We start from the raw sequence: 8,550 nt of genomic DNA, 5'->3' as shown, positions 1-8,550 counted from the left end.
GCTGTGCTCACCTGGCAGATCCGCCTGCCGAAGTACAACGCGTTCCCGTACTGGATGACGGTTGTCGTACTCAGCGTCACCGGCACGCTCTACACGGACATCCTCACCGACAAATATGGGGTCAACCTGACGATCACCACGCCGGTCGTTGCCGCGGTACTCGCCGTGGTATTCGGGCTCTGGTACCGCAAGGAACGCACCCTGTCGATCCACAGCATCGTCACCGTGCCCCGGGAATTGTTCTACTGGCTCGCCATTTTCGTCACCTTCGCCCTCGGCACTGCCGCCGGTGACTGGACACTCGAACTCACGGGTTGGACGCCAGGCATTGCGGTCTTGCTGCCCACGTTCCTGATCGCTGCCGTCATCGTCGGGTGGAAGCTCGGCGCCAACGCGGTGCTGTCGTTCTGGATGGCCTACGTCCTGACCCGTCCGTTGGGCGCGAACCTTGGCGACTGGCTCGCTGTCGACAAGCAACTCGGCGGCATCGGCGTTGGCACCCTCGGGACCAGCGTGGTCTTCCTCAGCGCCATCCTCGCCACCGTCATCTTCCTCGTTGTGAAACGGCCAGATGTGATCGAGGACGGAGCAGAGGCGCACGTCGCCGCCGTTCGCGAGCCGGCACGTGAGCGCAAGATGCTCGGCTACTACGGCGTCGTCGCAGCGCTCGCCGTTGGCACGCTGACCTACGCCAACAGCCAACCGCACGAAGCGTTCTCGGCCCAGGAAGAAGCTCTCGGCGGCGCCCCTGTCGAACAGCTGACGCCGCAGCAGGCAACAGCGAACTTCGCGGCCGGTGACCTCGTCGAGTTCAGCACGATCACCCAGGACGCGCTCGGCCTCGTGCAAAGCGGCGATCAGGCCGGAGCGGTCGCTCGCATCGCCGATCTTGAGACTGCGTGGGACGATGCCCAGCCAACTCTCGAACCTATCGATGAGACGGCCTGGACGTTCCTCGACAGCGAGATCGACGACGTGCTGAGTGCCGTTCGTGCCTCCTCGCCCGACGCCAGCGCCCAAGAGCAAGCGTTGACGGCGCTGAGTACGTCATTGGCGGGCTAACCCCTCCGTAGTATCCGAAACATGCCGACGCCGCGATCCCGAGTGCAGATGCGACTGCTGCCGGCGTCGGCATCCGCAGACGCCAAGGTGCTGTTGCAGACCCGCGGGATCCGAGCGTTCGGCGACGGAGTCGTCAGCATCGCCTTGACGACGTATCTCCTCACCCTCGGACTCTCGACCACGCAGACTGGCGTCGTCATCACCTCGACCCTGCTCGGGTCGGCGGCGCTGACGATGTTTGTCGGGCTCCGCGCCAATGCCTATCGTCGCCGTCGCCTACTGCAGGCGATGTCGCTCCTGATGGTCGCCACAGGTGTCGGGTTCGCCGTGGTCGATAGCTACTGGTTGCTGATCGTGGTCGCCGCAATCGGGACGCTCAACCCGAGCGGCGGCGATGTCAGTGCGTTCCTCCCGACCGAACAGGCGCTCCTCCCGGCAACGGTCGACGACTCGGATCGCACGGCGGTCTTCGCCCGTTACAGCTTGGTCGGTTCCCTGGTCGCAGCGTTCGGAGCGGCCGTTGCCGGTGTGCCCGAGTGGATCGCGAACCGCACTGACCACGATCTCGAAACAGCGCTGCGATGGATCTTCGTTGGGTACGCACTCTTGGGTTTGACGGTGCTCATTCGCTACCGCAAGCTCAGTCCGGCGATCGAGTCCGCTCCTGGCGCTCCTGGCGCTCCTGGCGCTCCGCAGTCGGCACTCGGCGAATCGAGACGGATCGTGTATCGGCTGGCCCTGCTGTTCAGCCTGGATTCGCTCGGCGGTGGATTCACACTCACTGCGATTCTCGTTTTATGGCTGAAGCTGCGGTTCGATCTCTCACTCGCGGTCAGCGGAGCGATCTTCTTCTGGGCAGGTTTGCTCTCGGCGTTTTCACAACTGCTTGCCGTCGGCGTGTCGCGCCGGATCGGGCTCGTACGCACGATGGTCTTCACGCACCTCCCGGCGAACGGCTTTCTCGTGTTGGCGGCGTTCATGCCCAATGCGCCATTGGCGGTCACGTGCCTGTTGGCGCGGGCAGCTCTGTCGCAGATGGATGTCCCTGCGCGTAGTTCATACGTGATGGCGGTGGTCGCTCCAGAGGAACGCCCCGCAGCGGCGAGTATCACCGGGGTGCCGCGCAGCCTGGCCGGAGCGCTCCCGCCGATCGCGGCGGGTTGGATGCTCGATCACTCGACGTTTGGATGGCCGCTCATCATCGCCGGCACGTTGAAGGCCACGTACGACTTGCTGCTTCTTGCCATGTTCCGCAACGTCCGTCCGCCCGAAGAATCCGAACCTGCGCGGCCGACGTGAGCGCGACGGGACTCAGACGGGTCGTTGCATGGAACCTGATGGAAAATTCCGATCCAAGGCATTGTTGACCATCTGGTGGGACGGGTCGTGGAGGTTCTTCCGGTCACCGGCGCCGGGGTGACGCTGATCTCGCACGACCTGAGTCCGAAGCACGTTTCGGCGTCGAGCGATGCTGTGTCAGATCAGTACGTGTACGACGCATTGCATGACCCGCTTACAGGGCTACCGAGCCGTGCGCTGCTGATGGACCGGGTCCACGAGGCGAATCAGCGAGCGAAACAGTCGCGGCTCTACACCGCCGTGCACTTCGTCGACCTCGACCGGTTCAAGTTGGTCAACGACCACCACGGCCATCATGTCGGCGATGAACTCTTGATCGCAGTCGCTCGGCGGTTCGACAATATGTTGCAAGTAGGGGACACCGTCACGCGGATATCGGGCGACGAGTTCGTGTTCGTATGTGAGGCCCTGCCCGATGAGATCGAGGTAGCAACGATCGGGGCTCGCATCGAGAAGGTATTCGAGTGGCCGTTCGTGGTCGATGGCCTCCGGTTGTCGATATCGGCAAGTATCGGCATCGCCGTTGCTGGCCCTAGCTAGGAAGTCTCGGCCGACCTGATTGTGCATGCGGACACGGCGATGTATCTCATTAAGCGACATCGAGGAGGTCGACGTCATGTCGTCGGACCGATCGATAGCGCGCTGCACAGTTTCCCTCAAAACTTTGAGCAAGAAATCGGTGAAGCGCTCGAAAAAGACGCCCTCTCGATCGTGTACCAACCGATTGTTCGCCCGTCAGACAACGTCATGAGCGGGGTCGAGGCGCTGTTGCGGTGGGACCACCCGACCCGAGGTGAAATTGCACCGTTGATCATCGTTGGGGCAGCCGAACGCAGCTTGCTGATCAATCTTGTTGGCGAATGGGTCCTCGAGCAAAGCTGTGCAGCCTTCGTGGCCTGGGGGACCGGCGAACGTCTTGCCCCGATCGGCATCGCGGTGAACGTGTCTGCCCGACAACTTGTCAGCGGTGACTCACCTCGCTCATGAGATTGGTGCGCATGAGTTGAGGCGCATGAGATTGGGGCGCATGAGTTGGGGATGGTGGTGGTTGTTGAGGGAATCGAGAGCCAAGAACAACACGCCGAGATCGTCCGGATCGGATGCGACTACGCCCAGGGCTTCTACTTTGCAGAGCCCATGTCGGAGTCGGCGATGATGGAGATCGACTGGGCGTTGCCCGTACCCAACGGTTCGTCAACGCGCAGAGAAGAAACGGGCTGATCGCCGATCCAGCTCGGATGAGGCCCAGTCGAGCGGGGCAACTGAAGACCGCGCCGAGTAGTTCTGGTGATGCTCACAACTGGTTCTTGCGATTCTCTTACGAAAGGGCAGGATACTGGGTAAATGTTCTCTGACCTGCCGAGACGCACTCTGTCTACACGCTCTACACGCTCTACACGCTCTACACGCTCCACATCCGGTTCGATCCGTTCAGCGGGCCTCGCCGTCTCCCTGGCCATGTTGCTCGTTGGGGTCAGCGGGTGTGGCGGTAAGTCTGACGACGTCGCGGGCCTCGACGCCAACTCGGCCGAGGACGCCTCGGTCAACGAGGTAGACGAGGTGAACGAGGTGACAACTGCCGAAGCCGACGAAGCTGCACCCGACGTTCCCAGCTCGGATGAGGCGCAGCCGAGCCAAGCAGCCCCGAGCGAGCCGACTGTGTCCACCGCCTCGGATATCAGCTGCGCTGACGGGGGCACGTGCACGGTCGGTGACACGGGCCCGGCCGGAGGCATCGTGTTCTACGTGTCTGCTCAACCGATCAACGCTGCCGAAGGCATGAGCTCAGGCGGGCGCTACCTCGAAGCAGCCCCCGCCGACACCGGCACGCGCCCCGCATGGTGCACTGGAACTCCGACTGCAGATATTTACGAGACAGAGGTGGGTGCCGGAGCAGCGAACACTCTGGCCCTACTCGGGTGCAGCGACGGCGCCGGCCTCGACGCGGCGGCATTCGAGCTTGACGGCTTCGACGACTGGTTCCTCCCGTCGAAGGACGAACTGAACGAGATGTATGTGGTGCTCAAGTCAGGCTCGCCGGCGGTCGGTGATTTGGCCGACGACGCGTACTGGTCGTCGTCTCGTGCGACGGCGCAATTTGTGTGGGCGCAGCATTTCGAGACCGGCGGACAGGGTCCGACCAGCCCGTACACGACGAGCAAGTTCCGCACGACTGGCAACCTGGTTCGCCCGATCCGAGCGTTCGGCTGAAACGAGGCCGCTCCAGGCCCGTCCAACAATCTGCCAACGGTGCAGCCGGCTGCGCGTCGCTCAAATCGGCGTTCAAGCGGGCGCATGGGCGGAGACGAACAAATCGACCACATCGGCCACCAATTGGTCGTCAACCACTTCGTTCGCGAGCAGGCGATGGAACAGCAGCGAACCCGCCATCGAGCCGAGTGCCTGCATCGGAGCGACACCGGCGCGCAACTGGCCTGTCTCTTCTCCCAGCCTGACAATCGCCGTGAACGTTTCGACGAGTTCGGCGATGAAACGGTCGCGCACGGTGCCGACTGTGTCGTCGTGCAATGCCCGTTCGATCATCACGGCGATCATCTTGGTGCGCCCCTCGTCGCGGAGATCTGACGCAAGGTTGCTCAGCAGGGCGACGAGGTTGTCGCGCACACTGCCGGTCAGTTTGTTCGCCGGCGGCACGTGTTTACTGATGGCTTCGAGTGTGGCGTGGAGGAGGTCGGACCGCTGCGGGTAGTGCTTGTAGACCGTCGTCCTACTGACCTCGGCCGCAGCGGCGACCTTGGCGTGAGTGATTTCGTCGGGTCCACCGTCGAAGAGCAGTGCAACCGCGGCGTCGAGTACTGCCTGGCGCGACCGCTCGCTCCGAGGATCGACGGAGAGGTCGGGTGCGTCGTGGTCGGAGGAGGTGGCTTCGCGGGTCATGGGTTGTGTCTTTGGACACGATCGCGGACGGATCCTTGCCTTTCCACATCCTACTCGGCAGGATATCAAACATGAACAAACTGTCCAATAGTGGAGAGCGTTTCGAAGTCGTCACGAAGCCAGGTGCTGACGCATCGGTGTGGGCGCGGCTTGGTTCGTTCGCGTTCCGTCGTCGCCGAGCCGTGTTGCTCGCCTGGATCGTCGTGTTTCTCGGAACCTTCGTCGCCGTCGGCACAATCGGCAGCTCTTCAGAGAGCTCGTTTGAAAGCCCCGACTCCGATTCGCTCGCCGGCTTCGAGATCTTGAAAGACAACTTCGGTGCTGGCGGCAGTTTCTTGTCCGGATCGATCGTGTTCGAGGCAGAGCAGGGTGTCGGCGATGCCGAGGTCGAGTCGACTCTGTCCGGCCTCTTCGACGAGATCGCGGCATTTGAAGAAATCACATTGACAAGTCCGTACTCGTCAATTGGTGAGCAACGGGGCCTCGTGGCGCCCGACGGGAAGATCGCATACGCGAGCATCGACTTCGACGAGAACACCGACGAACTGCGGGCGAGCGAGATCGGCAGGGAGATCGACGTGCTGGTCGAGGCGACGGAACTCGATGGCGTCAACATCGAGATCGGTGGCGCAGCACTCGCAGCGTTCGAGCCGCCGGAGTCGGAACTCATCGGCCTGGCATTCGCCGTGGTCATCCTGATTCTCGCGTTCGGCTCGGTGCTGGCCATGGGCCTGCCGATTGGCGTGGCGTTGTTCGGCGTCGGAATTGGTGTCGGGACCATCACGCTGCTGACCAACGTGATGTCGATCCCCGATTTCGCCACGACGCTCGGTGCGATGATCGGCCTCGGTGTCGGCATCGACTACGCCCTTTTCATCGTCACCCGATACCGAGAGGGGACGCGCTCAGGCATGTCACCGCACGACGCCACAGTTCGCGCGATCGACACCGCAGGGCGCGCCGTACTCTTCGCAGGCCTGACCGTCGTCATCTCGCTGCTCGGTATGTTTGTCATGCAGTTGGCGTTCATCAACGGGCTGGCCACCGGTGCCGCAGTCACCGTCGCCATCACGATGGTCGCCTCGGTGACGCTCCTGCCAGCGCTCATTGGTTTCGCCGGCCCGAGAGTCGAAGTCACCCGTTGGCGCGGCCTGATCATGGCTGGTTTCATCGCCGTTGCACTGCTGTCCGTCGGCCTCGGATTCCAGCCCGTTGCCGCCGCCTTTGCCGCCATGTCGGTGGGGACGCTGATTCTGTCGTTCTTCATCCCGGGTCTCCGCAAGGCATTGCCGCCACGGCCGGAGAAGCCGCTGCGCGAAACCTGGTCGTACCGCTGGAGCCACTTCGTGCAGCGCAACCCGTGGCCGATGGCGATCGGCGTGACGGTCCTGTTGCTCATCATGAGCATCCCAGTCTTGGGGCTCCGTCTCGGCTTCGGTGACGAGAGCACCTTCGCTGAGGGCACCACGACTCGCGACGCTTATGAGCTCCTCGCCGAGGGTTTCGGTCCGGGCAGCAACGGCCCGCTGATCGCTGTGGCAGAAGTCGACAGCCCTGAACAGTTCGCGGCAGCGCAAGAACTTGTTGCAGCGCTGAATGGCGCTGACGGCGTGGCCAGAGCGTTGGGCCCGATCCCTTCAGACAACCAGCAGGCCTTCCAGATCTTTGTGGTTCCTGAGACTGGGCCACAGGAGGAAGCCACCTCGACGCTGGTCCGCAGCCTTCGCGAGACGACGATTCCGGATGCGGTTGCCGACTCTGGCCTCGACGTGAAGCTGACCGGCGCCGTGGCGTCGAGCGTTGATTTCTCTGACTACCTCAGCGCACGGCTGCCGGTGTTTTTCGTCGCAGTGTTGAGTCTGTCGTTCCTGCTCCTCATGATGGTGTTCCGGTCGATCCTGGTGCCACTAAAGGCCGTGATCATGAACCTGCTGTCGATCGGCGGCGCCTACGGCATCATCGTTGTCGTGTTCCAGTGGGGGTGGGGTGTGAGCTTGCTCGGTACTGGCAGCGGCCCGATCGAACCGTTCCTCCCGATGATGCTGTTCGCCATCGTGTTCGGCCTCTCGATGGACTACGAGGTCTTCCTGCTGTCCCGCGTTCGCGAGGAATATGACCGGACCGGCGACGCAAAGAACTCGGTTGCTGACGGCCTGGCCGCAACGGCCCGTGTCATCACTGCTGCGGCAGCGATCATGGTTGTGGTGTTCGGCAGCTTCGTGCTCGAAGACGCCCGCGTCATCAAGATGTTCGGCCTTGGCCTCGCATCTGCGGTCTTCCTCGACGCGACCCTTGTCCGCATGTTGCTCGTGCCCGCCACCATGGAATTACTCGGCGAGAAAAACTGGTGGCTGCCGAAGTGGCTCGACCGCATCCTGCCGACCCTGAACGTCGAAGGCGGAAGCGACGAGCAAGTAGAACCAGAGCGCGAACTCGTCGACGCCTGAGAAGTTTGAGCAAGTGTGAGCGCTGGTTGTCACACTTTGGTCAGACCGGAACGTGACACCCCGAGCGCAGCGAGTTCAGCCGGCAGGCTGAAGAAAATGAATGGAGGCGACGCAGTCGCCAGGCGACGCAGTCGCCAGGGCGTCGTCAGACGACCACATTCACCATGCGGCCGGGGACGACGATGAGCTTCTTGGGTTTGCCGCCGGCCAGGGCCTCGACGACCTTTGGGTCAGCGAGCGCTGCGGCTTCGATGGTCGCTTTGTCGGCATCGGCAGCAACACTGACCCGGCTCCGCACCTTGCCGTTGATCTGGATAGGCAGTTCGACCGTGTCGTCGACGAGCATGGATTGATCGGCTGTTGGGAAGTCGACGTAGGTGATTGTGCCCCCGTCGTCGCTGCCGTGGCCGAGCTTGCGCCACAGCTCTTCGGCGATGTGCGGGACCAGTGGCGCCAGCATCGCGACCATTGGTTCGGCGACCTCGCGTGGCGTGGCGTCGAGCTTGGTGACAGCGTTGTTCAGCTCGATCAGCTTGGCGATTGCCGTGTTGAAATGGAGCTCGTCCATCTCGGTGCGAACGAAGTCGATGGTGCGATGGAGCAGCTTGAGCGTGTCTTCGTCGGCCGGCGTGTCGACGACGGTGCACTCACCGGTCGACTCATCGATGACGTTGCGCCACAACCGCTGGAGGAAGCGGTACATGCCGACCACGTCGCGGGTCTCCCACGGACGTGAGGAGTCGAGCGGTCCGCCCGTCATCTCGTAGAGGCGCGGTGTGTCGGC

At 62.9% G+C, this 8,550-nt stretch carries 9 protein-coding genes; 7 read left to right on the top strand and 2 right to left on the bottom strand.

The window, feature by feature from the left end; all coding sequences use genetic code 11:
- The 6 genes from ACH2EI_RS01715 to ACH2EI_RS01690 form a co-directional block, all read left to right on the top strand.
- The coding region (locus tag ACH2EI_RS01715) for a hypothetical protein (protein WP_395158946.1) at positions 1-1,062 on the top strand (1,062 nt) is incomplete at its 5' end.
- Positions 1,063-1,083: 21 nt separating this feature from the next.
- Positions 1,084-2,361: an MFS transporter gene (locus tag ACH2EI_RS01710; protein ID WP_395158944.1), complete on the top strand. Its 1,278-nt coding sequence runs from the start codon at positions 1,084-1,086 to the stop codon at positions 2,359-2,361.
- An 87-nt stretch (positions 2,362-2,448) separates the two neighbouring features.
- Positions 2,449-2,961 carry a diguanylate cyclase domain-containing protein gene (locus tag ACH2EI_RS01705; RefSeq protein ID WP_395154173.1) on the top strand — a complete coding sequence of 171 codons (513 nt, stop codon included), beginning with the start codon at positions 2,449-2,451 and terminating at the stop codon, positions 2,959-2,961.
- A 39-nt stretch (positions 2,962-3,000) separates the two neighbouring features.
- A complete protein-coding gene (locus ACH2EI_RS01700) occupies positions 3,001-3,408 on the top strand; it encodes an EAL domain-containing protein (protein ID WP_395154174.1) in 408 nt (135 codons plus the stop codon).
- Between the two features lie 45 nt (positions 3,409-3,453).
- A complete protein-coding gene (locus ACH2EI_RS01695; protein WP_395154175.1) occupies positions 3,454-3,642 on the top strand; it encodes an EAL domain-containing protein in 189 nt (62 codons plus the stop codon).
- A gap of 237 nt (positions 3,643-3,879) precedes the next feature.
- Entirely contained in the window at positions 3,880-4,632 is a 753-nt protein-coding gene (locus tag ACH2EI_RS01690) for a hypothetical protein (RefSeq protein ID WP_395158942.1), read from the top strand.
- Positions 4,633-4,704: 72 nt separating this feature from the next.
- On the opposite strand, the gene ACH2EI_RS01685 is transcribed toward ACH2EI_RS01690, so the two are convergent.
- Positions 4,705-5,319: a TetR/AcrR family transcriptional regulator gene (locus ACH2EI_RS01685; protein WP_395154177.1), complete on the bottom strand. Its 615-nt coding sequence runs from the start codon at positions 5,317-5,319 to the stop codon at positions 4,705-4,707.
- 71 nt (positions 5,320-5,390) lie between these two features.
- Between ACH2EI_RS01685 and ACH2EI_RS01680 the strand changes: the two genes are divergently transcribed.
- Positions 5,391-7,766 (top strand): MMPL family transporter, encoded by a 2,376-nt coding sequence (locus tag ACH2EI_RS01680; RefSeq protein ID WP_395158940.1) that lies wholly within the window; start codon positions 5,391-5,393, stop codon positions 7,764-7,766.
- 145 nt (positions 7,767-7,911) lie between these two features.
- On the opposite strand, the gene ACH2EI_RS01675 is transcribed toward ACH2EI_RS01680, so the two are convergent.
- Positions 7,912-8,550: class I tRNA ligase family protein (locus ACH2EI_RS01675; RefSeq protein WP_395158938.1), on the bottom strand; the 639-nt coding region annotated here is incomplete at its 5' end.

The sequence above is a fragment of the Ilumatobacter sp. genome, assembly GCF_041688325.1.
Taxonomy (GTDB): Bacteria; Actinomycetota; Acidimicrobiia; order Acidimicrobiales; family Ilumatobacteraceae; genus Ilumatobacter_A.
This window is presented reverse-complemented; position numbering and strand designations above follow the sequence as displayed.

Coding starts and splice junctions, on each gene's coding strand:
- ACH2EI_RS01710 (WP_395158944.1), top strand. CDS start 1,084: ATGCCGACGCCGCGATCCCGAGTGCAGATGCGACTGCTGCCGGCGTCG.
- ACH2EI_RS01690 (WP_395158942.1), top strand. CDS start 3,880: ATGTTGCTCGTTGGGGTCAGCGGGTGTGGCGGTAAGTCTGACGACGTC.
- ACH2EI_RS01685 (WP_395154177.1), bottom strand. CDS start 5,319: ATGACCCGCGAAGCCACCTCCTCCGACCACGACGCACCCGACCTCTCC.
- ACH2EI_RS01680 (WP_395158940.1), top strand. CDS start 5,391: ATGAACAAACTGTCCAATAGTGGAGAGCGTTTCGAAGTCGTCACGAAG.
- ACH2EI_RS01700 (WP_395154174.1), top strand. CDS start 3,001: ATGTATCTCATTAAGCGACATCGAGGAGGTCGACGTCATGTCGTCGGA.